General features: G+C 40.3%; 15 protein-coding genes. 9 read left to right on the top strand and 6 right to left on the bottom strand.

Annotated features, from left to right (window positions below; all coding sequences use genetic code 11):
* Positions 1-176: 176 nt before the first annotated feature.
* Positions 177-2,054: an SUMF1/EgtB/PvdO family nonheme iron enzyme gene (locus ACSLUH_RS11645; protein WP_448567151.1), complete on the top strand. Its 1,878-nt coding sequence runs from the start codon at positions 177-179 to the stop codon at positions 2,052-2,054.
* A 102-nt stretch (positions 2,055-2,156) separates the two neighbouring features.
* On the opposite strand, the gene rluF is transcribed toward ACSLUH_RS11645, so the two are convergent.
* The 4 genes from rluF to mpl form a co-directional block, all read right to left on the bottom strand.
* Complete coding sequence (gene rluF / locus ACSLUH_RS11650; RefSeq protein ID WP_448567299.1) at positions 2,157-3,002, bottom strand: 23S rRNA pseudouridine(2604) synthase RluF; 846 nt, start codon at positions 3,000-3,002, stop codon at positions 2,157-2,159.
* Between the two features lie 150 nt (positions 3,003-3,152).
* Positions 3,153-6,386 (bottom strand): amidohydrolase family protein, encoded by a 3,234-nt coding sequence (locus tag ACSLUH_RS11655; RefSeq protein ID WP_448567153.1) that lies wholly within the window; start codon positions 6,384-6,386, stop codon positions 3,153-3,155.
* A gap of 174 nt (positions 6,387-6,560) precedes the next feature.
* Positions 6,561-7,181 carry a flavin prenyltransferase UbiX gene (locus tag ACSLUH_RS11660; protein ID WP_448567155.1) on the bottom strand — a complete coding sequence of 207 codons (621 nt, stop codon included), beginning with the start codon at positions 7,179-7,181 and terminating at the stop codon, positions 6,561-6,563.
* A gap of 4 nt (positions 7,182-7,185) precedes the next feature.
* Complete coding sequence (gene mpl / locus ACSLUH_RS11665; protein ID WP_448567157.1) at positions 7,186-8,571, bottom strand: UDP-N-acetylmuramate:L-alanyl-gamma-D-glutamyl-meso-diaminopimelate ligase; 1,386 nt, start codon at positions 8,569-8,571, stop codon at positions 7,186-7,188.
* A gap of 208 nt (positions 8,572-8,779) precedes the next feature.
* Between mpl and ACSLUH_RS11670 the strand changes: the two genes are divergently transcribed.
* The 8 genes from ACSLUH_RS11670 to ACSLUH_RS11705 all read left to right on the top strand — a co-directional run bounded on the left by ACSLUH_RS11670 (position 8,780) and on the right by ACSLUH_RS11705 (position 18,518).
* Complete coding sequence (locus ACSLUH_RS11670) at positions 8,780-9,931, top strand: YcbX family protein (RefSeq protein ID WP_448567159.1); 1,152 nt, start codon at positions 8,780-8,782, stop codon at positions 9,929-9,931.
* A 75-nt stretch (positions 9,932-10,006) separates the two neighbouring features.
* Positions 10,007-10,597: an anthranilate synthase component II gene (locus ACSLUH_RS11675; protein ID WP_448567161.1), complete on the top strand. Its 591-nt coding sequence runs from the start codon at positions 10,007-10,009 to the stop codon at positions 10,595-10,597.
* Between the two features lie 74 nt (positions 10,598-10,671).
* Positions 10,672-11,817, top strand: a complete 1,146-nt coding sequence (locus tag ACSLUH_RS11680) for an HDOD domain-containing protein (RefSeq protein ID WP_448567163.1) — start codon at positions 10,672-10,674, stop codon at positions 11,815-11,817.
* A 333-nt stretch (positions 11,818-12,150) separates the two neighbouring features.
* Positions 12,151-13,368, top strand: coding sequence for an aspartate aminotransferase family protein (locus ACSLUH_RS11685; protein WP_448567165.1), 1,218 nt, complete (start codon positions 12,151-12,153; stop codon positions 13,366-13,368).
* A 62-nt stretch (positions 13,369-13,430) separates the two neighbouring features.
* A complete protein-coding gene (astA, locus tag ACSLUH_RS11690) occupies positions 13,431-14,447 on the top strand; it encodes an arginine N-succinyltransferase (RefSeq protein ID WP_448567166.1) in 1,017 nt (338 codons plus the stop codon).
* Between the two features lie 30 nt (positions 14,448-14,477).
* Positions 14,478-15,950 carry a succinylglutamate-semialdehyde dehydrogenase gene (gene astD, locus ACSLUH_RS11695; protein WP_448567168.1) on the top strand — a complete coding sequence of 491 codons (1,473 nt, stop codon included), beginning with the start codon at positions 14,478-14,480 and terminating at the stop codon, positions 15,948-15,950.
* Between the two features lie 192 nt (positions 15,951-16,142).
* A complete protein-coding gene (locus ACSLUH_RS11700; protein ID WP_448567170.1) occupies positions 16,143-16,943 on the top strand; it encodes a DUF1338 domain-containing protein in 801 nt (266 codons plus the stop codon).
* Between the two features lie 135 nt (positions 16,944-17,078).
* Positions 17,079-18,518, top strand: coding sequence for a tetratricopeptide repeat-containing sulfotransferase family protein (locus ACSLUH_RS11705; RefSeq protein WP_448567172.1), 1,440 nt, complete (start codon positions 17,079-17,081; stop codon positions 18,516-18,518).
* Positions 18,519-18,764: 246 nt separating this feature from the next.
* Here ACSLUH_RS11705 and ACSLUH_RS11710 read toward each other — a convergent pair whose 3' ends face one another.
* Together ACSLUH_RS11710 and ACSLUH_RS11715 are read right to left on the bottom strand one after the other, a co-directional pair.
* Positions 18,765-21,764, bottom strand: coding sequence for a TonB-dependent receptor (locus tag ACSLUH_RS11710; RefSeq protein ID WP_448567174.1), 3,000 nt, complete (start codon positions 21,762-21,764; stop codon positions 18,765-18,767).
* A gap of 1,123 nt (positions 21,765-22,887) precedes the next feature.
* On the bottom strand, positions 22,888-25,896 hold the full coding sequence (locus tag ACSLUH_RS11715) for a TonB-dependent receptor (RefSeq protein WP_448567176.1): 3,009 nt from the start codon (positions 25,894-25,896) through the stop codon (positions 22,888-22,890).
* Between the last annotated feature and the right edge of the window lie 34 nt (positions 25,897-25,930).

The following is a 25,930-nucleotide window of genomic DNA, read 5'->3' on the forward strand; positions in this document are numbered from 1 at the left end:
CCTTTCAACAATTGCAAGGTTTGTCTGATTATCACTTGCGATTTCGCCGTTGAGGAAATATGATTGAGAGAATTAAAACTATATCAATGATAAATTGAAAGAAATCTTTAAGTTGGGTAACGAGAATATCTCATCACACTTGAAGTAAATTCTAAATTGTTCGGGAAATATAAAACATGCGCTTGGCTTTACTTGCTATTACAGTTGGTTGTCTTTCACTTAGCACTCCCAGTTGGGCGGCTACTTCGACACAAAGTTCTTCAGTTGAAAGTTTAGAACTGCAGTTAGAAACCAAAGAGGCAGAATATAAGGCCTTTATCTCTTCACTTGATGATTTAAATTCACAAATTGCTGGTGAGCAGGAACGACTAACCCTGCTAAGAAACCAAGGTTCAGAACTTCAAAATGCTAGAGCGCAGGCGTTGTTGAACATGAACGAACAATATGAAGCAATGGTTGATAATCCAGAACAAGATATCGCTGAAGCACAAAATGCCTACCGACAAGCCATTATCAATCAAAAGCGTAATAAAGAAGATATTAAAGCCAGCGTACAACTTTTAGAAGAATTAAAAGCAAAACTTGCCCAAGCAAATATTGACCGTTTCACTTTAGCAAACGCTCGTGAAGCGTTAATTGAAGAAATTCGTATTGCTCGCGTAGACAGGTTGCGCAGAGAGTTTGAAAAGCAGAGCGAATTGCAAGCTAAACAAATGGTCACCTGTGATGCACAGGAAACTTTAAAGCAATGTATCACCCGCAGCAACCAGTTAGCAAAGCAAAAAGCTTCTAAAGAATTTGTCGATAGTTTGTATGCCTCGGCAACAGAGTCAAAATTGATTAATCAAAATAAAGATGACTCAGCGGCTCATGTACGCGTATTAAAACACAAAGTGATGAGTGGTGAATTTAGTGGTCAAGGTAATTACACCACATCAGTTACGGTTGAATTGCAAGGCTCTTTGCCAAACACCGAAGCTTGTAAATTACTCGACCTTTCAGCACGTTACTGTACATATAGTGAAAAACACGCGTCAACCGCTGAAGTGAGTTTTGATCCAGAAAACAGCGTTAGCCTAAATGATGACTCGGTCCTTTATGAATTAACCATTCGTTCTGATCAATATGATGATGAAGTTTTTATTGATGGCGTCAGCTACGGCTCAACAAAATTATCTGTCATGTTAAGTGCAGGGTTACACGACATTGTCATTACCAAGCCTGGCTACCTCGACTTTGAGCAGCAAGTTCGCCTAACCAAAAATACCACGATTAAGGCGGAATTAGTTAAGGCATCAATTAACTTTGCTAACGGTGAAAAAATCCAAGATATTCTTTCCAGTGAAGAGCTAGGACCTGAGTTGATTGGCGTTCCTGCTGGTCGTTTTCAAATGGGAGATATGAAAGGCGCAGGATTAACCAATGAAAAACCTGCCAGAGGCGAAGAAATTCTTAAGGCATTTGCCATTGGGCAAAGCCAAATTACCGTCGGTGACTTTAAAAAATTTGTTAAAGCGACCAACTATGTTACAGAAGCAGAAAGCGACAATGGTTGTGCGGCTTATGTCGATGGTCAACCGCGCTATAACAGTGTTTTAAACTGGCGCAACCCAGGATTTCAACAAACCGATGAACATCCGGTAGTGTGTGTTAGCGATAAAGATAGCAAAGCCTATTTAAAATGGCTTTCTCGTCAAACAGAGCGTAAATATCGCTTACCGACTGAATTAGAGTGGGAATATGTCGCACGTGCAGGTAGTGCCGACAATTACTGGTGGGGGAATGACATCGGTAATGGTAAAGCAAACTGTGCCTATTGCGGTAGCAAATGGTCAAATATCAGCACAGCACCCGTGGCATCATTTAGACCGAACAAATTTGGTTTATACGATACGGTAGGTAATGTTTGGGAACTGACTAACGGTGAAAAAGTTGTTGCTAGAGGCGGTGCATGGAATTTTGCGCCTAAACTTGCCCGTACATCGGTTCGCTTAGAGTTATCATCAGGTTTTCGTTCTAACTATTTAGGCTTTAGAGCGCTAAGAGAAAACTAATCTTAGCCAGGTGTTCAGTTACTAAAAAAGGAGCTTACAGCTCCTTTTTTAATACTTATTGTTAGCTTCAATAATTGCTTCTTACTATAAAAAAGCAAAAAACTAATCTTTATTGTAGGATTTCACTGATAGTGTTGAGCGAGCCTTTGTTTTGTCCTTGTCGACACTTTTATTAAACATTTTTTTTATAGGACGCTTAACCGAAACCGATTTAGTACAATCGCTTTGTTTAGTTCGTTCAGCTTTTTCTGACGTTTTACGCGAGTGGGCAACGGCTTGGTTAATTTCTTTCATTTCTTGCTCGGTTAAATCTCGCCATTGTCCTGCTTTTAGGTTACCCAATTGAACATTCATAATCCGTGAACGTTTAAGCTTTTTAACTTCATAGCCCAAATACTCACACATTCTGCGAATTTGACGATTAAGCCCTTGCGTTAAAATAATGCGAAAGACAAACTTACTTTGTGGCTTAACGATACAAGGTTTAGTAATGGTCCCTAATATAGGGACGCCTCTTGCCATACGTTCAACAAATCGTTCACTGATCGGTTTATCAACCGTGACAATATATTCCTTGTCATGTGCATTTTCGGCACGCAAAATCTTATTAACAATGTCACCATCGCTGGTGAGAAATATTAACCCTTCTGATGGTTTATCTAAGCGGCCAATGGGAAATATTCGTTCTTTATGACCGATAGCGTCAATGATATTACCTTTGACATGGCGCTCAGTAGTGCAGGTTATCCCTACGGGCTTGTGATAAGCGATGTAAACGCGCTTAGCCTTGTTACTTTGCGCTGCGCTAATAGTTTGCCCTTTTACACAAACGATATCGCCTGGTAGCACTTTTGTCCCCAGCTCAGGTACCTTGCCATTAATCGTCACTTGATTAGCTTCAATGAGCTTATCTGCTTCTCGGCGTGAACAATAGCCTGAATCACTAATGTATTTGTTTAAGCGTTTACCTGAGTCGGACACTGCAATTTCAACTAATAACTATTTGGTGTTGCTATTGTAACTGAGAAACCACTTCGCGGACAAAAAAAAGACCAAACTCAGGTTTGGTCTTTAGAGCGTGCTGATCTTTGCAAGAAACTACTGAAAATAAAATGGTGCACGTTTACGATCATAGTTACCAATTTCATTCATCGATTCAGCATTATATAGTCGGCCGTTAATCATGGTGTAAATCACTTTATCACTTACGCGAATATTTTTGCTGACATCCCCATCAATAACGATTAAATCAGCTAACTTACCTGTTTCTACTGTACCAACATACTTATCAATGCCGATGGTTTTTGCCGGATTAATCGTAGCGGTCGCTAATGCTTCTATTGGCGTCATACCGCCTTGCGCCATCATCCAAATTTCCCAATGCATACCAAGGCCTTCACGTTGCCCATGAGCCCCCGCATTAACTAATACCCCAACATCATTTAATGCTTTGGCTGTTTTAGCAACGTTAAAGTGATTGTAGTGATTTTCTGGCGCTTTAGTTCGACGCATTGCCCTCGGCGCTAAAACATTCTCAGGAACGTATTGGCTTAAACGAGGATGACGCCACACTTGGGTTTTATCATACCAATAGTTTTCTCCCCAGATGCCACCATAAGCAACACCTAGTGTTGGTGTGTAAGCCATAGCAGATTGAGACCACAATTGTTTTACATCATCATAAACGGCTGCTGTTGGTATCGAGTGCTCAAGGGTTGTATGACCGTCAACTACCATGGTGAGGTTATGCTGCAACAATGACCCCCCTTCTGGCATTACCATCACATTAGCTTCACGAGCCGCTTGAATAAACATCTGACGTTGATTTCGGCGTGGTTGGTTATAGCTTTTAACACTAAATGCGCCCGCTTTTTGCAGTCGTTCAATATGAAATTTAGCATCATCTAAGCTATCAACATGTGACGTTAATCCTGGGATAGTCGCACCGTATAAAATGGCACCGGTTGAAAATAATCGTGGCGCAACAATCTTGCCGGCTTTTTGCATTTCACTGGCGGCGAAAAACTCGGTGGTATCATTTGAAGGGTCATGAATACTTGTCACACCTAATGCAAGCCCTGCGTAATTTTCCCAGTTTTGCTGAGGAATAATTTCTTCACTACCTTGAGCACCATGAGCATGGGCATCAATAAGTCCCGGCATAATACTTTTGCCCTTGATATCTATAATCTTAGCGTTGCTTGGAATTTTAATATCTTCGGCTGTACCAACCGCGATAATTTTATTGCCATCGACAACAACGACACCATTATCGATGACCTTGTTTCCTTGCATGGTGATCACTTTACCACCAATAAATGCTACCTTACCGGCTGGTCGATCTGTTTTTTGATTGAAGCCAAGTTTAGTGACTTTCGCTTTTGCAGATTCTTGCTTAGCATCAGCTTTTTCTTCACTTGTTTTGCTTAATGAAAAAGGCGCGTCAACTTGGGCTTGAAATAACTCGTTACCCAAACTCCAATAGATTTCATTGCCTTTACCGTTCCAGTTAATACCTTCACCGGCGCGCATAGACAGCTTTTCAACTGGCAAGTTTTTCGCGTCTGGACCAATATCGATGACCTCACCACGCTCAACCATTGGTGTAACAAACACCTTGAAACGTTCAGCAAAAGCTAAATATTTTCCATCAGGCGAAACTTTGTATTCAGTAGCAAATTTACCTTGATAAAGCTTTTGTTCATTTTGACCATCGAGGTCGATACGCGATAAATTCGGTGTTTCATCATCACGGGTGAAGTAAATACGATCTGAACGAGCGCCAAAATGTGGCTGTACCCCATAGTCAGTGACCAACTCAGGTTTCCCTCCCTTGCTTTCAACCACATAAACGCCAGTATCTAAGCCCCACTGCGGATCCAAAATTGAACCACCCCGAACTTTACGATAAACCACTTTATGACCATCAGGTGAAAAACTCGGCTCTACGTACTTGCCTTTCTCTGTGGTAATTGCTTTACCTTTACCACCTTTGGCTGAAACTACCATTACTTGACCAAAGCTTTGATCATTCCAAGTGACATAGACAACGCGTTTGCCATCACGTGAAAAACTGGGGTTAAATTCAAAATGATCTTTAGCCGAGGTTAATCGCTTTGCTTTACCATCAGGCAATTCTTGTACATAAATATGGCCCATCGCTTCAAATATTGCTCGTTTCCCATCTGACGATACTTCAACATCACGAAGCATTTTTACATCAAAGTTTGGCTGATCAATATTTTGCTCAAAGCGCAATGCTGTTTGTATTTTCTTTTCAGTTTTAACGTGGAACGGAATTTCTTTTGCTTGTTTGGAGGCTAAATCAAGATGATGAATTTTGCCCTGTGCCCAGAAAACCATACCACTACCATCAGGAGTCCAAGCAATAGTGGGGTAAACCCCATGGATTGCCCAAGTTTCTTGCATATCACGTTCTAACCCCTGATAAACAAGTGTTTTCTTACCACTTTCTAAATCATATAAATATAAATTTGACTGAAAGTCATTACGGCTAATGTAGGCTAGCACTTTACCATCTGGTGATGGCGTAGGTCTGATCGCCCCCCCCATGCCAGAGACAATTGTCTCGATTTCACCTGTTTCTAGCTCTAGGCGTTTAATTTTATAGATCCCCTGTATTGAATCTTTGCTGTAATGAAAGGTTTTACCCGGTGTGGCATCTTGTGAAAAATAAACATATTTACCATCCGGTGAAAACGCTGGTTCGCCTAAATCTTTCTGATCATTAGGGCGCTTAGTTAATTTAACGCCTGAGCCTCCGGTTTTATGGTATAACCACACTTCACCTGCACCTAGAGAACGGCCACTGGTAAAGTGTTTACGCCCGACCAAATACTCACCATCTGGTGACCATGCAGGGCTATTTAACAATCTAAAGGTTTCTGAGGTCACCGCTTTAGCTTCACTGCCATCTGCTTTCATAATCCATAAATTATCGCCACCGTCCTCATCAGATGTAAACGCAATATACTTTCCGTCAGGGCTATATTTTGGCTGCATTTGCCATGCAATATCGGTCATTAAAGGTTTGGCTTCGCCCCCTTCTATCGGAAGCGTGTATATGTCACCTAGCAAATCAAAAACAAGCGTTTTACCGTCAGGGCTGATGTCGATATTCATCCATGTGCCTTGACGAACATCAATCGCCGCAGTCTTGAACTCCCCTTGTGGGTTGTTTACTGACCATTCTTTAGCCGTGGTGTCTTTTACTGCAGTACTTTCATCATTCGCCGAGTTAGGCGAACTAAATATCAGTGCACATGTCATTGATAACGCAACACTGATGCGGTTTCTTTTTGAAGTAAACATTTTATCTACCTATTGTTTTTTTTATCGTTAACCAGAGAAGACAATAATATCAGCACAATACTAGAACATATTCTCGCCAATATTTATAGTTTGAATCGTGAAAAAACCGCATGACCGCTTTCTGCAGTTAGAAATCCACAGTCGACAACGGTGATAGACCTATGCCGTGGTGATCTATAATTGATAACCCCATCTTGGCATTATTTTTTGCTCTATGGCGAGATGATCAAGCATTCTACCGACGATAAAATCAATTAAATCTTCGATGGATTGTGGCTTATGATAAAAGCCTGGCGCTGCCGGCATGATAGTCGCTCCCATTTGCGAAAGCGTTAACATATTTTGTAAATGTAAGGTTGAAAACGGTGTTTCTCTAGGTACAAGTATTAACTGACCACGTTCTTTTAGTACCACATCTGCTGCACGTTCAATGAGGTTATCACTGATACCATGACTAATCGCAGCTAAGGTGCCTGTAGAGCATGGGCAAACAATCATGGTTTTAGGTGCTGCCGATCCAGAAGCCACAGGAGAAAACCACTGCTCTTTACCGAAAACGGTAATTTGCTCAGGTTTCGCTAAAAACTTTTTGGTAAAGAACTCACTTGCTGCATCAGGCGAGGCAGGCACTTTAAGGCCAAGTTCAGTATCCAAAACCACTCTCGCCGCGCTCGAGCATAATAAATAAACACGACAATTAGCAGCCACCAAACATTCGATTAATCGCATCGCATATCCTGCGCCAGAGGCGCCGGTAATTGCTACCGTTATCACTCGGTCAAACGCGTTACTCATCTCATTATCCCTTTAATTTTTCAGTTGCTAAATTATCGAGTAATTTTTGATGAATGCCACCAAAACCGCCATTACTCATTACCACTATCGTATCGCCAGGCTGAGCTAAGCGCGTAATCTCGCTGATCAATGCCTCCAAATCTGCATGGACATAGCATGGTTGCTGACACTGTTTAATCAGCGCAGACACTGACCATTTGACCTGCTCACCTTGATAGATAAACACTTCATCTGCCAGTGAAAGTGAATGAGGCAAACTGTCTTTATGAACCCCAGACTTCATCGTATTAGAACGAGGCTCTAACACGGCGATGAGTTTACCGTTACCATCACCGATATGAGCTTTGACTCCAGCGAGTGTTCGGGAAATAGCTGTTGGGTGATGGGCGAAATCATCATAAACTTTTATGCGGTTCACCTCTCCCTTTAGCTCTAAACGACGTTTGGTATTAATAAACTCAGCAAGTGCTTCAATAGCCACTTTGCTGGGCACACCAGCATGACGAGCTGCAGCTATCGCCATCAAGGCATTATCAATATTAAAATCACCAATCAGTGACCAATTAACCACACCTTGAATCTCCCCTTTGAAGTAGACCTCAAACTGACCACCATCAGGTTGCAGTTTATTCACTGACCAACCTTTACTTGCATCGCTTGGCGCAACGCTAAATTCAGTTTCACTCCAACACCCCATGGCCAACGTTTGTTCTATCGCAGGTTCGTGTTTAGGGGATAAAATTAGACCGTTGCTGGGTACCATTCTAATGAGATGGTGAAACTGCTTTTGGATGTCTGAAAGGTCAGCAAAAATATCAGCATGATCAAACTCTAAGTTGTTAATCACGAGTGTTCTTGGACGATAGTGAACAAACTTCGAACGCTTATCAAAAAAAGCGGTATCGTATTCATCGGCTTCAATAACAAAGAATGGGCTTTCACCTAGTCGAGCTGAACAACCAAAATTTTGAGGCACACCACCAATTAAATAACCTGGAGACAGCTTCGCATATTCCAAAATCCACGCTAACATCGAACTTGTCGTTGTTTTACCATGTGTTCCAGACACCGCTAAAACCCAACGATTTGACAAAACATTATCAAGTAACCATTGTGGTCCAGAGGTATAAGGGATGTTTCTTGCCAACACGTGCTCGACCATAGGGTTACCACGACTCATCGCATTACCTACAATCACCAAGTCAGGCTCATCTACTAAATGCTCGATTAAATACCCTTGTTTCAATTCAATACCGAGGTCGGTTAATTGGGTGCTCATTGGTGGGTAAACATTGGCGTCACACCCTGAAACTCGGTGACCTAATTGTTTAGCAATTGCAGCAATTCCTCCCATAAACGTACCACAAATACCAAGAATATGAATATGCATATTGCTCCTGTAACTATTATTTTCAGATGCTCGTAGTGAAATCGCGACACGGCCTAAAACCTTCTTATTTTTGCATCTTACCTAAAGCCTTGAGCGGTTAATAGCGTAAATTAACTTTTTAGGGTCACAAGTCTCCCGATGCTGATTGAAAAGTCGCTAGTTTTTGGCGAAGATAGCCACTTAAAAAATAGCCCGCTAAAGGACAATAATGAGCGCTATAACATTATCCTCTCTTCATATTTATCCAATAAAATCTGCTGCGGGGATCAACCTTTCAGTAAGCACTATCGACGAGTTAGGCCTGAGCTTTGATCGTCGCTTTGTGCTGACCGACGAACAAGGAAGATTTATCACCGCACGCACAGAGCATCTTTTATGCTTAGTACAACCTAGTTTAACATCCTCTGGCTTAGTGCTTAGTGCTCCAGGCATGCCCGACCTGGCAATCAATTATCATTCATTTTCGAGTCAGTATATGAGTGTTTCTGTTTGGAAAGATGAGATTCAAGGCTTGCATTGTCATCATGAAATTGACCAATGGTTTAGCGGCTTTTTAGGGCGTTCTTGTCAATTATTTTATTTTGGCGAACGCTCTGAGCGAACCGTAGCAAATAGCGCAAAAAAGGTAGGCTTTGCCGATGGCTATCCATTATTGATTATTTCTCAAGCGTCTTTGTCTGCGCTAAACCATAAGTTAAATAAAAATACGGTTACCATGGCTCATTTTCGCCCCAATATCGTGGTACAAGGTACAGAAGCATTTGATGAAGATTCATGGAAACGCTTTAAGATTGGTGAAGTGGAGTTTGAAGTGGTTAAACCTTGTACACGTTGTATTATGACCACGGTTAATCCACAAACGGGTACTAAAAACCCTGAGCAAGAACCACTAATGACCTTAAAGCGCTTTCGCCAGTTAGAAAATGGTGAGGTGATCTTTGGGCAAAATGTTATTGCACTTAACCAAGGGCAAGTAAAAGCAGGTGATAGCGTTACGGTACTAGAAAGACAAAGCAAGCCTTCGCTGATGACACCTCAAGAAGACAACCAAGCTGTCTCCGATATTGATATAACAGCAACATCCCAAATAAAATCGCCATTAACGATTAATTACCATAGTTGGCAAAAGGTAATAAAAGGCAATAATCAAGACACGGTACTTGAACAAGGGGAAGAAAACGGTCTGCTTTTACCTTACTCTTGCCGTGGAGGTATGTGCGGGCGCTGCAAATTGAAATTGACAAAAGGTCTCGTCAATCAACTTGCACAAGATGGACTAAGTGACGAAGAACAGCGCCAAGGTTATATATTGGCATGTAGCTCAATCCCTTTGAGTGACATTACCGTTGAAAAGCCGTAAAAATAAATAATGAATTGTCATTGATGACCGGATAAAATGTCGCGCCTTGCCAACAAAAGACACTAAGGTTTTGCTGTGCTGTTAATGATTGATAATTATGACTCCTTTACGTTTAATTTAGTGCACTATTTCACTGAATTAGGGCAAGAGGTCGTTGTTTATCGCAATAATGAAATAACTATTGATGAGATTAAGCAGCTTGCGCCACAGTATCTCGTGATTTCTCCTGGCCCATGTGACCCAAATAGCGCCGGCATTTCTCTCGATGTTGTTAAACATTTTTCAGGAGTGATACCCATATTAGGCGTATGTTTAGGCCATCAGTGTATTGCACAACACTTTGGTGGAAAAGTCGTTAAAGCTCGCCAAGTGATGCATGGCAAAACTAGCAAGATTCTTCATCGACAAACTGGTATATTTGAGCAGCTATCAATACCGCTTGAGGTAACTCGTTATCATTCGTTAATTGTCGAAAAAGAAAGTTTACCGGATTGTTTTACCGTAAACGCTTGGACAGTGGACGAAAACGGTGACATCGATGAAATTATGGCGCTGAGTCACAAAAGCTTGCCGATTGCCAGCGTACAGTTTCATCCAGAATCCGTATTAACAGCACAAGGGCTAGCCTTACTCAATAACTTCATCAATATTTATGCAACCAAGTAATAAAAATTTAAGCCCAATAGCTATCTCAACATAGTTGGGATAACATTAACTTACGTAACATTAAAAACAACCCTATGCTGATATTTGAAAATAATCATAACATTAACGAAATATATCATCGCGCGCTAAGTCTGATGATCAGCAAAGAGTTTGCCGAACTGCAGAGTGGAAAAATTACCTTATCCGCGCGTCAACACAGTGAGCAACAACATTCAAGGCGTGAACTGCTTGAAATAGAGCAACAAGCTCAGCAAGAAAAAATCATTGAACAACATGGTAAAAGCCACTTTAAACAACAAGTGATGGCTAAGTTTAACCAGCAAGTACTTGCGAAGGTTAACAACCTTTTCGATAATAAAGAACGACTCTTTGTTAATGAACTACGTGTTGAAAACGCAACAACCAACATCCTTGAAGTATTGGCAGTTAAAGCCGCATCAATCAACAAAATTAATGCGCATGTAGACTCGCTACCATGGCTAACTAATGAATTAATCAACTTAGTCAATAAGCCACAATATCGTAAACGTGCCGATGTTCAAGTTGCAGATGCTCATTTAGCGCTCAGTTACATTGGGTTAGAGAACCTAAAGCAAGTGATCCCGACTTTCGTCCTAAAGCATTGGCTACCAACAACTACCTCTCCATTTAGTTTGCTTAAACGAAAACTGTGGAATAACGCATTATCGATTGGATTAACGGCAAAGGTTTTAGCAAAAGAATCACAACTTAATGAGTTTAACGCTTTTTCCGCAGGACTTTTTTCTAACATCGGCCACTTTATTATTTCTCGTGGTGTGATCACTACTTATAACGATAGCTTAAAAGCAGAAATCAAAGAGGCGTACGATACTCGCGATAAACGTTTGCATGATATCTTGCTTGAATTTTCGATGTCACCTGATTTGCTGCTCGAGCAATTAACCAATCGCAGCACGCAGTTATCGGCAGATATTGTCGAGTTGATGCGACTTGATCGCTTAGCTATCACCGAGCCGCTGTTTGATTTAGCCATCATGGACGATATTGCTCAAATGCATCCCATAGCGCAACTTGTTGCTAAAGCGACCGCTTATGTCATGTTTCGCTCATTAGCGAAAGAAGAGCTAATTTCTTCACAAGAAGCTAAATTACTTTTAGGTTCAGTAAAATTACAACCTAACGACATTTCCCTACTAAAACGCAGCGATATTGACCATATTAAGCTCAATTTCGAATAATTTTTTTTGATTATTTATGAATTATAGATTATTCAAATATGCGTTTGAATTTACTCGACAGCTAAGCCGTTAGGGATAAGCACGGTCATTTAACCGACAAATATAGTTATGCAAGATAACTGAATAAAACTCGCAATCCCTTGTTTTAAAAGGGCTTGCGAGCTTTTAAAGAGAGACAAATAGGTTGTTTTCTGTCATAATGCCCTTCGAAATTTCAGCTATACTGAATCAACTTAAAAGAATTAACTCAGCCTGAAATTAACTCAAAAGACCATCAAAATAATAAGTTCGATGGTAAGACACAGTAAACATCCCTTAGTAGAGGAGTTAGTAATGACCAATCATTTCCCTGTTAATCGCGAATTATTTGATGAAGTAATGGTGCCAAATTATTCACCATCAGCTGTTATTCCTGTGCGTGGTCAAGGTTCTAAAGTTTGGGATCAGCAAGATAGAGAGTATATCGATTTCGCTGGCGGCATTGCAGTAAACTGTTTAGGTCATTGTCACCCTGCATTGGTTAGCGCTTTAAAAGAACAAGCCGATAAAATTTGGCATTTATCGAACGTAATGACCAACGAACCAGCATTGCGTTTGGCTAAAAAACTCACCGATAATACGTTTGCCGACAAAGTTTACTTTGCAAACTCTGGTGCAGAATCTAATGAAGCGGCGCTAAAACTAGCACGTCGCTGGGCATTAGATGTTCACGGCGAAGACAAAACCCAGATCATCGCATTTAAGCAAGGCTTTCATGGCCGTACATTTTTTACCGTTACCGTAGGTGGTCAGGCTGCATACTCTGACGGTTTTGGTCCTAAACCTGGCGATATTGTTCACGCCGAATACAACAACTTAGAGAGCTTAAAGGCTTTAATTTCAGACAAAACCTGTGCCGTAGTAATGGAACCATTACAAGGTGAAGGCGGTATCGTTTCTCCGACAAATGAGTTTGCCAAAGGTGTTCGTGAATTATGTGACCAACACAACGCTTTGTTAATTTACGATGAAGTACAAACAGGCGTTGGCCGTACTGGTGATTTATATGCCTATATGGGATTAGGTATCACGCCAGACATTTTGACAACCGCTAAAGCATTAGGTGGTGGTTTCCCAATTGGCGCGATGATCACGACAACAGAAATAGCTCAACACTTAAAAATTGGTACGCACGGCAGTACATACGGTGGCAATCCATTAGCATGTGCTGTTGCTGAAGCTGCGTTTGATACGGTTAACGACCCTGCAGTATTAAATGGCGTTAAAGAAAAAGCCGCTATTTATGTTGCCGGCCTTAATGCTATTAATGAAAAATACAACGTCTTTAAAGAAATTCGTGGTAAAGGTCTATTAATTGGCGCGGTATTAACTGACGAATATCAAGGCCAAGCAAAAGCGTTCTTAAACGCGGCAATGGACGAAGGCGTTATGACTTTAGTCGCTGGTGCTAGTATTATTCGCTTTGCTCCTTCATTAGTCATTCCTGATGAAGATATCAAAGAAGGCTTAGCTCGCTTTGAGCGTGCCGTCGCCAAAATGGCAAACGCTTAATCAGCAATATAGCCGCGGGTAACCTTAGGATGCCCGCTTCTATCCATCATTGAGAATTAATTATGATTATTATACGCCCTATTCAACACAGTGATTATGATGCGTTACATCGAATTGCTATCGAATCAGGACACGGTTTTACATCACTTCCGGTCAATGAAGAGTTATTACAAAAGCGCATAAATCGTGCGCAAGAGTCATTCAATAAAAAAGTGACTCAGCCTGGCGATGAAGGCTATTTATTTGTTATGGAAGACACGGAAACAGGCCAAGTAGTCGGTACTAGTGGTATAGAGGCTGCCGTTGGTTTAGATGATGCGTTTTACCATTATCATTTAGGGAAGGTGGTTCATCATTCACGTGAGCTCAACGTCTACAATACCGTTGACACCTTAACCTTATGCAACGACTACACCGGCACTACTGAAATTTGTACGTTATTTTTAAGTGAATCTCACAGAAAAAATAACAATGGCCGTCTCCTTTCTCGCATGCGCTTTCTATTTATTGCTGAGCATCAGGAACGATTCGCTCAAACCGTTATCGCCGAAATGCGTGGCGTTTCTGACGAAGAAGGTCGCTCACCGTTTTGGAGTTGGTTAGAAGAGCACTTTTTCTCGATGGACTTTCCAACCGTAGATTATTTAACCGGTATTGGTAAAAAAGAGTTCATCGCTGAACTCATGCCCAAATACCCAATTTACGTGAGTTTATTGAGTCACGACGCACAACAAGTGATTAATAAGGTACACACTAAAACGGTTCCTGCCCTGAGATTACTTGAAGCAGAAGGCTTTGCTCGCCGTGGCTATGTTGATATTTTTGATGCAGGTCCAACGGTAGAAGCTCAAACGAAATCGATTAAAGCGGTTAAAAATAGTCAGAAATGTCAGGTAATTATTGGCGATGTTACCGCTTCTGAAAAATTCATTATCTGTAATACCAACGTTGCCGATTTTCGAGCAGTGCAAGCACCTTTGGCGCTAAGAGAGACTGCTAAGCAAGCGGTAATTTCAGCAAAGGTCGCCGAAGCTTTGAAAGTAAAAGATGGCGATTGGATCCGCTTAATTAAAAATTAATTCAATATAAAATATATTGAGGAATAACACATGACGCACCCTATACAACTCATTAATGGTCAATGGCTCGAAGGCCAAGGTCATGACGTAAGCTCTAAAAATCCAGCGACTAATGACATTATTTGGCAAGGTAAAAGCGCAAGTAAAGAGCAGGTAGAGCAAGCAATATTAGCTGCTCGTCAGGCGTTCACCTCTTGGTCTAGAACCCCATTGGAAGAGCGTATTGCTTTAGCAACTAAATTTGCTGAAGTACTTAGTGACAACAAGGAAGAGTTAGCAATAACTATTGCACAAGAAACTGGTAAGCCATTGTGGGAAACACGTACTGAAGTTGGCGCAATGATTGGTAAGGTAGCAATCTCTGTCAAGGCATATAACGAGCGCACTGGTACAGTTGAGAACCCAATGCCTGGCGCTAAAGCTTTTATTCGTCATAAGCCTCACGGCGTTGTTGCCGTATTCGGTCCGTACAACTTTCCGGGACACTTGCCTAATGGTCATATTGTTCCAGCCTTAATCGCTGGTAATACGATTATATTTAAACCAAGTGAATTAACACCAAAAGTCGCTGAACTAACATTAAAATATTGGCAAGCAGCTGGCCTACCCGATGGTGTAATTAACCTTGTTCAAGGGGAAGTAGAAACGGGTAAAGCACTGGCGAGTCATCCTCAAATCGACGGTTTGTTTTTTACTGGCAGCTCAACCACAGGTAAATTACTTCACGAACAATTCGGTGGTCAACCTGGAAAAATCTTAGCTTTGGAAATGGGTGGTAATAATCCATTAATTGTTAAAGATGTGAGTGATATTGATGCTGTTGTTCATGACATTATTCAATCAGCGTTTATCACCACAGGCCAACGTTGTACTTGTGCACGTCGTTTATTTATCCAAGCGAATTCCCAAGGTGATGCAATTTTAGAAAAGTTGATTGCTTCAACCCAAGCATTAACCATCGGTTATTACGATGATGAAGATCAACCATTTATTGGTTCGATGATTTCTGAAAAAGCGGCGTTAGGATTGGTTGCAGCCCAAGAACAATTAATTGCTTTAGGTGGACAACCATTATTAACGTTGACCCAGAAAACAGCAGGAACAGGCTTTGTAACCCCAGGTATCATTGATGTTACCAATATCGAAAAAATGCCTGATGAAGAGCATTTTGGTCCATTATTAAAAGTGTATCGTTACACCGACTTTGATGCTGCAATAAGCGAAGCAAATAACACCTCTTTTGGTCTATCTGCTGGCTTACTCGCAGATAGTGCTGATGACTATGAGCACTTCTTTACCAATATTCGTGCAGGTATCGTTAATTGGAATAAGCCTATTACGGGTGCAAGCAGCGCGGCGCCATTTGGTGGTATTGGTGAAAGTGGTAACCATAGAGCAAGTGCCTATTATGCTGCTGATTACTGTGCCTATCCGGTAGCATCAGTTGAAGCTGACAAAGTAGCGCTACCAGCAACGTTAAGCCCTGGATTAACCATTAAATAATGACCAAACAGTACCAATTACAGATAGCTGGGTGCAAACCCAGCTTTTTTAAGAGTATTGACCAAATATAAACTAACCCGTTTCTGTGGTTAGTTATTTTCATTTCTGCAAAATTTTGCTTGATTGCTTAATTTCTAACCATATAATACACCGATTTTTATTTTATCCGCTGCAAGCATTAGGAGTATCAAAATGACTGCACAAGTAACAGAACTATTTAACAACATTTGGGCAAACTACCTAGAAGTTACCCCTTCAGCTGAAAAGATTCATCAGCTATTAGGCTCTGGGAACGACGTCGTTAATGATCACGTAGCATACCGTACTTTTAACCTTGAAAAAGTAGGAATTGCGAAATTGGCTCAACACCTTTTAGCACTTGGTTATAAGGAATGTGGCGAGTATCACTTTGAAGCTAAAAAGCTTTACGCAAAACATTACGAGCATGAAGATACGACCATGCCTAAAGTGTTTATCAGTGAACTTTTAGTTGAAGAATTCTCACCAAAAGCACAAGAAATCATTAAACGAATCGTTGCGGATATCGATGAAAGTATTATCAATCAGCAAAGCTTTTTATATTCAGGCAAAACTTGGGACATAAGCTATGCTGAGTACCAAACACTATTAGCGGAAAGTGAATATGCTGCATGGTTATCAGCGTGGGGTTATCGCGCAAACCACTTTACAGTAAGCATCAATCACCTATCTGGATTCGATTGTATCAATGCCGTTAATGACGCGGTTAAAAACGGTGGCTTTGACCTTAATGCGACCGGTGGTGAAGTTAAAGGTGATGAAAGCGTTAAGTTAGAGCAGTCATCAACTATGGCAGATAAAGCACTGGTGCAATTTAGCGATCAAGCGGTAGAAATTCCATCATGCTTTTATGAGTTTGCTAAACGTTATCCATTAGCCTCAGGAGAGCTATATACTGGCTTTGTTGCAGCTTCTGCAGATAAAATTTTTGAAAGCACTAACGCAGCAGCCTAGTTTGCGCTTTTAAGTCTCTCGTATGACGATTATACTTCTGATAATCGTCATACGAATTATATGAGACAATCCCTCCACAAAAGGTCTCGAATATTATACTCTATAGGCTCAAGTTAGAATTTTAGAGCAAATATTTTGAGCGACATAGAAACAGCAAATCAAGTTCTTGAAGATATAAAGAATAATAAGACAGAACAAGCCGCGGCTACTATAAAAAAACTAATAGAAAACAATGCTAACTTAGCGGATAAATGGGGTGCGATTGCCCGATTAGCCTTAACCATAGGTGAAGTACAACTCGCCATCGATGCTGCCAACAATTATTTAAAGTTGGCGCCTAATAACCCTAAACTTATTCTACAAGTTGCTGGCCTAACCGCAGAAACAGGGAAAATACAGCAAGCTATCGATTTAGTTACTCCAATGTTAGGAAAGGTTGATTATATTGGCATAGATCATTTCCTCGGTACAGCATACAGCCAAGTTGGTGAACTAGAGCTAGCTAAAAAACACCTGTATAAAGCGATTAATAGTAACCCTAAGATTGGCATTACCTGGTTAACCTTGTCTGCCATTAAAACATTCGATAGAGAAGACAACGATTTAACAACGCTAAGCAGCCTAGAATCATCAATGTTAAAAGGTACTGATATCCAAAACCAAATTCCTTATTGGTTTGCCTATGGTAAAGCGTTACTAGATATAGGTGAAGAAGAAAGCGCTTTTGCTAAATTTAACATTGGTAATCAACTAATGAAGAATAAAAGCCCATTCAATAGGGCGCAATACCAGGCTTTTGTTGACAATATCATTGCTCACCAAACCCAAGTATTCTTTGAACAGTTACCTACATTAGAGATTGAAGAGAATATTGAACCGATATTTATCATAGGTCTTCCGCGAAGTGGGACGACCCTCTTACAGCAGATATTGACCAGTCACTCAGCCATCGATGCAGGCGGAGAACACCCTAGTTTGTCTACCGCGATGAGTGAAATTGGCGTCCAAAATCTGCCAACGTTACCTACGCTTAACCAAGAGAAGGTACTTGAGAACTTGCAAAAAGTGCATGATAAATATTTGCACCTAGTAAAACAACGCTTCCCCGACTCCACGTGTGTGATCGATAAATCACTTAATTTGAACTTATTTGTAGGCATGATAAAACACTGTTTTCCTAACGCTAAGCTTATCCATATTAGTCGAAATAAGGCTGATAATGCTTGGTCGTGTTTTAGAGCCTTTTTTAACCAAGGACTTCAGTGGTCGTATGATTTAACCGATATTGCCTTTTACTTTGAACAAGATGAAAAGCTGATCACACATTGGCAAAAAGTATTTGAGACACCATTTGTACCCGTCACTTACGAAGCCTTAGTAACGACACCAAAAGAGACGGTTGAAAAACTTTGCAAAGCATTAAACCTTGAATACGAGGACAGTATGCTCTCGTTTTACAAGAATAAGCATCCGGTACAAACCTCAAGTGTTGGCCAAGTTAGAAACGACTTCCACACTAACTCTATCGGCTTACCTGAAGCGATATCACAGCACTTTACTACTCATAGCACATAACAGATTTTATGCTTTTTAGCACGAGTAGCGCTCATCTCTTGATGGGCGTTTTTTTGCTCAAATCAATAATTAACCCCTATTTTGGCTTACATCTTCTATTACTTTAAAGAAATCTTCCCTAAAAAATAGAGACTAACTCTTAAAAAAATTATGTATTGCAGTTAAATTTAAGCATAAAAAAAGCCTCTTACGAGGCTTTTTCATATTGATAGTAACCTAACTTCTTAGGTCAAACCATACCGGTTATTAGAATTCAGCAGAAACACTGAAACGTACATAACGTGGCGTTTGGTACGACGTTGCTAAGTTATAAGTTGGGTTTGGTTCACCTGTACCGATGTAACCACGGTCAGCACCTGCATAACCAGCCCAACGCTCGTTCTCTTCATTCAACTGGGTCGCAGAATCGTTATTGAATACATTATAGACGTCTGCTCTGAACGTGATTTTGTTGTCGTTCAAGTAGTAGTCATAAGACGCTGATAAGTCTAATGTCCACTCATTCGGCGTACGACCTTGTGAACCACGCTTAACGATTTCACCATCTTTAACGAATGAAGCTACGCCATACCAAGATGCGAATATATCTGTTGGGTGAACACCAAACGCATTAAGTGGACGACCTTGGATCCAACGGAAGTTAGCACCAACAGTGAAGTTTTCCATGACTTGGTAAGCACCTGTCATTTTAACCGCATGACGACGGTCATTTGGTAAGTTACCAGATGCACCATCAACTAAGCCCGGTTGGTCAAAGTTCGTGGTTAAGCCAGAATCGTCTTGGTCGTTATCAGAGCGTACGAAGCCTTCGTTGTTACCCCAAGAATGTGACCAAGTGTAAGTAAAGCTGTACATCCAATCATCATTCCAAGCACGGCCTAACGTTACATCAACAGCTGCGTATTGACGCTCAGCTTCTGGATAACCTAGCTCATCAGCGGTAATAGTGTAAGTATCTAACGGTAATGGGCCGTTTGTATATGTACCGTCATCATTACGTTTATTATCCGGATCAGTTGTGATGGTTACATCTTGTCCTGGGTTAGTTAATACATAGTAGTGGAATCCTGAACAAGCAGTACAAGAAGACCCAAACTCTCTCTCAATCATTGAGTTAAAGCCAGCATCAATCGCGATATCTTCCAAAGAGCTACCTAAGTTACGGTAAGTACCCTTAATACCCCAGCTCCAGTTGTCAGCTAGTACTTGCTCAAAACCTAAGATGTATTCATCTTGATACATAGGATCAAGATCAGCATTAACAGTTTCGGCAGTATTTTTCAACGTACCATCACCGTATACTGTCATCTGTCCACCGCTGCCTGGAACAACATTAGGTGTAAAGTCAGCGTTAATGCTTTCTACGTCGAATAATTGGCGTGTATATAATTCATCACCTGCTAAACGCACATTTGTGTTAGTGGCAACAGGTAAGAAATAACGACCATAGTTAGCGTAAACTTTACTTTCACCGTCACCTGCGATATCCCAAGAAAGGCCAACTCGTGGCGCCCACTGATCAGTAACATCTACAAACTTGTCACCAGCTTTGTTGTAGTTTTCGAATGACTCGTTACGTAAACCAAGACGAGCTACCAAGTTATCAGTTACTTGCCATGTATCTTCAATATAAAACGCGTTTGATTTAGTTGTGAAGTCACCATTGTTCACATAAAACTCTTGACGAACTTGAGTACAATCTAGAGTACCCTGTTCTAACAAGTCAGTATCACAACCTTGATAACGCCACGCTACACCACCTGCACGAGAAGTGTTTTCTGAAGCGTCCATATCTTCATAGTCGATACCAAAACGTAATGTGTGGTCATCGTGAACATACCAATCAACGTCTACACGGAATGCCGTACGCTTATCTTCTTGAACTGATGGCGTGAATAAACCAAATGAGCCAAACTCACGTAGGGAGAAGCGCTCATAAATAGCTGCCTTATCACCAATTGGGTTAGCACCTTGGTTTAAGTTTGAGTAGCTTGCTTCGTTAATTGAATACTGAGCACTAACTGTCAAGTCATCAGTTAAAATACCCGTATATTTTAAGCCCCATGTTTTGCCACCGCGAGCAAGGATATAATCACCATACCACTCACCTGTTGTGTCTGTATCTGGGTTATAAAGGTTCTTAGTCGTTTCTAAATCAGAACTATTGTCCCAACCTGTAAATTCTAAGATATGGTCATCAGTGATGTACCAGTCTAATTTTAACGCATATAGCGTATCGTTAGCTTCACGATCATAGATTGCACTACTAGTAGCGTAATCACGGTCACGCATGTTTTGGTTTAATAAACCAAAGAAAAAGAGTTTATCTTCAATTAATGCACCACTAGCCCATAAGTTAATATCAGACTCACCGTAGTTGTCTTTTTTGTTAACGATGTAATATTCTGAACCAGCTTCTTCAATGTTGTCAGGGTCTGTACGGAAAGTATCAGGAGACTTAGCACGCATTGAATCAGGTTCGAAATATGCACTTACACCCCATTTGAATTCATTAGTACCACTCTTAGTTACAGCATTAACAACACCACCAGTTGAACGACCAAATTCAGCTGAGTAACCACCAGTTTTAACTTCGAAAGACTTGTACATCTCAAATGGTAATTCAGAACCACCTAAACCGTTACGGAAGTTAGTTGTGTTAATACCATTCACATAGTAAGTATTCTCACCAACTGAAGAGCCACCGAAAGAGGCTAAGTTACCAAAGTCATCATCACCTGAGATTGTACCTGGCGCTAAAAGAGCAACAGAAGTTACATCACGAGAAACTGGAACTTTGTTTAAGTACTCAACATCAACCACTAATTGTGATTCACTTGATGCTACGTCAATAGTAGAAACAACCGCACCTGTAACGGTGATGCGCTCAACGTCGCCGCTTTCCATTGTAATGTCAACAGTAGTAGAACCTACTGGCTTAACTTTTAAGTTTTCTTGCTTTAATACTAAGAAGCCATCTTTCTTTGCTTCTAATGAATAATTACCAGCAGGTAACAACGGGAATCGGTAGTTACCTTGAGCATCTGTAACAACAGTACGAGTCAAACCAGTTGTTTTGTTAGTAATAGTAACGGTTACATTACCTAGTGTTGTGCCTTCAGCCGAAATAGACTTACCGACAATATAACCATCGTTTGCCATCGCTGGCATGGCAGCGCTCAAAGACATAGCCACTGCAGCAGCAGTAACAGAATGTTTGAACGTTTTAGTTAGATTATGTTTCATATTATGTTTCTCTCTGAACTATTGGGTGTTGTTTTTTTTATAAGGTTTAAACTAAAAAATATTGCAGACCGTTTACAAAAAAGTAAAAATTTGTATCAATGTGCTACAACATTCTTCAATCTCGCACATAAAAGAAAAAATATCAACAATTCACGATCAGTAAAACCTTTATAGAGCAGAACAAAATAAAATAAAAATAACCAATAAAAACAACAATTAAAATAAGTTTTAAATGTTTTTGTATATTAAAATTTACAAACTAATGAATTATATTTTTGGACAAACCGATAATTTTGTTTATAGGATGTAAAAAAAATAATGAAAATCTGTAAAAAATATTTACATTTAAATTTATTAATAGCACATTGTCGTAATCGTCAGAAATTAGATTTACAAATATAAACTGAAGGATTACTCAAAAATGGAGTGTCGGCAAGACTAACTAAATTGTTAATAATATTGACTATCAATGAGCAGATTCTTTAGGTAAGAAAGCGAATTATAAGCTGACAAGGGGTAAAAGGCCTTTTTGTGTAAACATTCTTTTTTTCATGTTTAGAATATAAACGTTCTGTTCATAACAATGCTTATAGCTAACTCTTATATCTTTAACTGAAGTTGATTTTAATTTAAATCACCTTAGGGGAATAATTCATGTTATTAAAAAGTTAATTAAGGTACATTTGCACAACTTAGCAATTAAATAATTAAACCATGTATGACTTTTGTTTCGGTGTAGTGCCGACTTTATATGCCTTCATAAAATATGGTAACTTATATTGAAACTCCACATTTTGATCTTTTGATGTAACCTCGTTTTGTATTGAGACCTTTGCTTTCTACCGCATTATCAGGCTGTTATTTACAAGTGGATTTATCTATATAAAAGTCACATGATTGCACTTTTAAGTGCGCTAACCCCCAGTCTGTGAAAAGTGAGTATTTAGCACCAGCTGATTTTCGGATTACGCGTTATTAAACTGTATAAATACGCTCAAAATAACAGTAGATAGTTTTAGCCTGAGCAATAGAAAAACCCCATCACATGTGATGGGGTTTAAATATATTATAACCTATTTATGCGTTTAAAAAGTCCAAATAAATAGGCGTTGTGTCAGACTAACTAGAACTCAGCTGATACACTGAAACGTACATAGCGTGGACGTTGGAACGCTGTTGGTAGGCCATAAGTAGGGTTAGGTTCACCACTTTTAATATAATCAAATGGACTATCAGCATAAGGTACCCAACCTGCATTACGTTCATTCAACTCGTCAACTTGAACTGGTTTGTCATTATTAGTGACATTAAAGATATCAGCACGTAACGTCACTTTAGTATCACTAAAGTATAAATCGTAGTTTGCTGATAAATCCAAGCTCCACGTGTTTGGCGTACGACCTTCAGAGCCACGAGTTACTAACTGACCATCTTTAACAAACGATGCAGCATCATATGCAGAAGCAAATGCATCTGTTGGATGGTAACCAAAAGCGTTTAGTGGGCGACCCTGTGTCCAATTGAAATTAAAACCTAAACGGAAGTCTTCTGTAACGCTGTATGCACCATTCATTTTAACCGCATGACGACGATCGTTTGGTAAGTTACCATAAGCACCATCTACTAGGCCTGGTTGGTCAAAGTTAGTGGTTAAACCAGAGTCAGTTTGGTCATTATCTGAACGAACAAAACCTTCATTGTTACCCCAAGTATGTGACCATGTATAGGTAAAGCTATACATCCACTTATCGTCCCAAGCACGATCTATGGTTAGATCCCATGAAACATATTTACGTTTTGCTTCTGGGTAGCCTAGATCATCAGCTGTAATAGTGTATGTATCTAATGGTAATGGGCCATTTGTATATGTTCCATCATCATTACGTTTTTTATCCGGGTCAGTTGTAATTGTGATGTCTTGACCTGGGTTAGTAAGCACATAGTAATGGAAGCCTGAACAAACAGTACAAGAAGACCCAAACTCTCTCTCAAGCATTGAGTTAAAGCCAGCGTCGATTGCCACATCTTCAAGTGAACTACCGAGTTTACGCCATGTCCCTTTGATGCCAAAACTCCAAGAATCATTAATTGCACCTTCATAACCCAAGATAACCTCATCTTGATACATAGGGTCAAGGTCTGCGTTAACAGTTTCTGCGGTGTTTTTAAGCGTACCATAAGAGAATACTGACTTAGTTTGGCCGCTGCCTGGAACGAAATTTGGCGTGTAATCATCATTAATACTTTCTACAGAAAAGTATTGACGTGTATACAACTCATCACCCGCTAAACGTACGTTAGTGTTCGTTGCGACAGGTAGGAAGTATCGGCCATAGTTAGCAAAAAACTTACTGTTTCCGTCACCATCGACGTCCCAACTTAATCCTAAGCGAGGTGCCCACTGATCAGAAACATCAACAAACTTTTCACCTGCTTTATTATAGTTTTCAAATGACTCATTACGTAAACCGATTCGAGCAACGACGTCGTCAGTTACCTGCCATAGATCTTCAATGTAAAACGCTGAAGACTTGGTATTAAAGTCACCATTATTGATATAAAACTCTTGCTGTACGGTATCACAATCTAGGATATTTTGAGCTAAAAGATCTGTATCACAATCTTCGTATTGATACGCTACACCACCAGAGCGAGAGGTATCTTCTTCTGCGTCCATGTCTTCATAATCAATACCGAAACGTAAGGTATGATCATCGTGAACATACCAATCAACATCGAAGCGGAAAGCTGTTCTCTTGTCTCTTTGAACAGTTGGTGTATTTAAACCGTATGCACCGAACTCTTTAAGCGTGTATAACTCGTAAACTGCTGGTTTATCACCTAATGGGTTAGGGCCAGCATTCAAGTTACTATAACTTGCCTCATTTATAGAGTATTGAGCGCTAATTGTTAAGTCATCGGTTAGGATACCGGTATACTTTAAACCATAAGTTTTACCACCACGCTCTTGGATAAAATCACCCCAGTTTTCGTAAGTGCTATCCAGACCTGCGTTATACTCCCATTTAGTACCTTCCAAGTCTGAACCATTATCCCAACCTGTGAATTCTAAAATATGATCGTCGGTGATATACCAATCTAGCTTCAACGCATATAAGGTATCACTTGCTTCTCTATCATAGAAAACAGCAGTAGTAGCGTAGTCAGAATCTCGATTTTCTTGGTTTACTAGGCCAAAGAAGAATAATTCATCTTCAATTAAGGCACCACTCGCCCATATATTGAAGTTAGTAGAACCTACTTTATCACGATTATTTACGATATAGTATTCTGTCCCTGCTTCTTCAACATTTTCAGCAGAAGTGCGGAAGACATCTGGTTGATGTGCACGAAGGCCTTCTGGCTCAAAATATGCGCTAGCTCCAAATTTAAACTCATTACTACCGCTTTTGGTTACAGCATTGACAACACCGCCCGTTGAACGACCAAACTCAGCCGAATAACCACCAGTTTTAACTTCAAAAGATTTATACATTTCAAATGGCAACTCAGAGCCACCTAAACCGTTACGGAAGTTAGTTGTGTTGATACCATTAACGTAATATGTATTTTCACCAACCGATGAACCACCAAAAGATGCAAAGTTACCGAAATCTTCGTCACCAGCGACAGTGCCAGGCGCTAGTAAAGCAACAGATGTTACGTCTCGCGAAACAGGCACTTTATTTAAATATTCTACGTCAACAACCAACTGAGATTCACTAGATGCTACATCAATCGTCGAAACAACCGCGCCCGATACGGTAATGCGCTCAACATCGCCACTTTCAAGTGTTAGATCTACGGTGGTCGAACCAACTGGTTTAACTTGTAAATTTTCTTCTTTAAGAACTAAAAAGCCGTCTTTCTTAGCCTCTAGGGTATAACTACCCGCTGGTAGTAACGGAAATCTATATTTACCTTGCGCATCTGTCACAACAGTACGAGTTAACCCTGTTGTTAAATTTGTGATTGTAACCGTTACATTACCTAAAACAGTACCCTCTTGAGTAACAGATTTACCAACGATAAAGCCATCATTGGCCATCGCTGGCATTGCTGCACTCAACGACATCGCTACTGCTGCAGCGGTTATTGAGGTTCTAAAAGTCTTAGTTAGATTATGTTTCATATTATGTTTCCCTCTGAACTATTGGATGTTTTTA

The sequence above is a fragment of the Thalassotalea ganghwensis genome (assembly GCF_053485795.1).

What these genes read in the sequence shown, in the direction of transcription:
- ACSLUH_RS11645 (WP_448567151.1), top strand. Translation starts at nt 177, where the DNA reads ATGCGCTTGGCTTTACTTGCTATTACAGTTGGTTGTCTTTCACTTAGC.
- ACSLUH_RS11655 (WP_448567153.1), bottom strand. Translation starts at nt 6,386, where the DNA reads ATGTTTACTTCAAAAAGAAACCGCATCAGTGTTGCGTTATCAATGACA.
- ACSLUH_RS11660 (WP_448567155.1), bottom strand. Translation starts at nt 7,181, where the DNA reads ATGAGTAACGCGTTTGACCGAGTGATAACGGTAGCAATTACCGGCGCC.
- mpl (WP_448567157.1), bottom strand. Translation starts at nt 8,571, where the DNA reads ATGCATATTCATATTCTTGGTATTTGTGGTACGTTTATGGGAGGAATT.
- ACSLUH_RS11670 (WP_448567159.1), top strand. Translation starts at nt 8,780, where the DNA reads ATGAGCGCTATAACATTATCCTCTCTTCATATTTATCCAATAAAATCT.
- ACSLUH_RS11680 (WP_448567163.1), top strand. Translation starts at nt 10,672, where the DNA reads ATGCTGATATTTGAAAATAATCATAACATTAACGAAATATATCATCGC.
- ACSLUH_RS11685 (WP_448567165.1), top strand. Translation starts at nt 12,151, where the DNA reads ATGACCAATCATTTCCCTGTTAATCGCGAATTATTTGATGAAGTAATG.
- astA (WP_448567166.1), top strand. Translation starts at nt 13,431, where the DNA reads ATGATTATTATACGCCCTATTCAACACAGTGATTATGATGCGTTACAT.
- astD (WP_448567168.1), top strand. Translation starts at nt 14,478, where the DNA reads ATGACGCACCCTATACAACTCATTAATGGTCAATGGCTCGAAGGCCAA.
- ACSLUH_RS11700 (WP_448567170.1), top strand. Translation starts at nt 16,143, where the DNA reads ATGACTGCACAAGTAACAGAACTATTTAACAACATTTGGGCAAACTAC.
- ACSLUH_RS11710 (WP_448567174.1), bottom strand. Translation starts at nt 21,764, where the DNA reads ATGAAACATAATCTAACTAAAACGTTCAAACATTCTGTTACTGCTGCT.
- ACSLUH_RS11715 (WP_448567176.1), bottom strand. Translation starts at nt 25,896, where the DNA reads ATGAAACATAATCTAACTAAGACTTTTAGAACCTCAATAACCGCTGCA.